Below are 873 nucleotides of genomic sequence, written 5' to 3' on the forward strand. Positions count from 1 at the left end.
GTCCCGGCCATGTCTTTTCGGCGACAAAGAGCAGGGATGACGCATGAGCCAGCCCGTCGTCGTCGACAGCGTTGCCGCACTTCGCGCGCAAATCCGTGACTGGCGGCGCGATGGCCTTCGTGTCGCCATGGTGCCGACCATGGGCGCATTGCATGACGGGCACATCTCGCTGGTCAGGATCGCGCTCGAAAGGGCCGATCGCTGCGTCGTGTCGATCTTCGTCAACCCGACGCAGTTCGCGCCGACCGAAGACCTCGACAAATACCCGCGCCAGCTCGCCCGCGACCTCGACCGGCTGGGCGTGGCAAAAGCCGACCTTGCCTTCACACCGACGGTTGGCGAGATGTATCCTGCCGGCTTCGCTACAAAAATCTCGGTCGGCGGCCCCTCAGCCGGGCTCGAATCGGACTTTCGGCCGACCTTTTTCGACGGCGTCGCCACCGTGGTGGCAAAGCTCCTCCTGCAGGCAACGCCCGACTGTGCGGTCTTTGGCGAGAAGGACTACCAGCAGCTTTGCGTCGTCAGGCAGCTCTGCCGCGACCTCGACCTGCCCGTCGACATCATCGGCGCGCCGACGATACGCGACGCGCATGGTCTCGCCATGTCGTCACGCAATGCCTATCTCAGTGAGGCCGAACTGACGATCGCCCGCCAGCTCAACGTGATATTGCGCAACACGGCAGTGGCCCTGGCGGCAGGCGCCGACCAGAGCGACGCAACCGAAGAGGCCCGCCGCGCCCTCGTCGCTGCCGGCTTCCAGAAAGTCGACTATGTCGAGGCCCGCGAAAGCCTGACGCTGGCACCTTGGCGTCAAGACCGCGCAGGGCGCCTGCTCGCGGCCGCATGGCTCGGCAAGACCAGGCTGATCGACAA

Annotated in this window: 1 protein-coding gene; it reads left to right on the top strand. The window is 65.4% G+C overall.

The features are described 5' to 3' along the window. Positions 1 to 43 precede the first annotated feature (43 nt). Positions 44 to 873, top strand: an 830-nt coding sequence (gene panC, locus EN935_RS38125; protein WP_127374349.1) for a pantoate--beta-alanine ligase, incomplete at its 3' end; no start/stop codon positions are given.

The organism is Mesorhizobium sp. M7D.F.Ca.US.004.03.1.1 (assembly GCF_003998635.1).
In the GTDB taxonomy this organism is placed as follows: Bacteria; Pseudomonadota; Alphaproteobacteria; order Rhizobiales; family Rhizobiaceae; genus Mesorhizobium; species Mesorhizobium loti.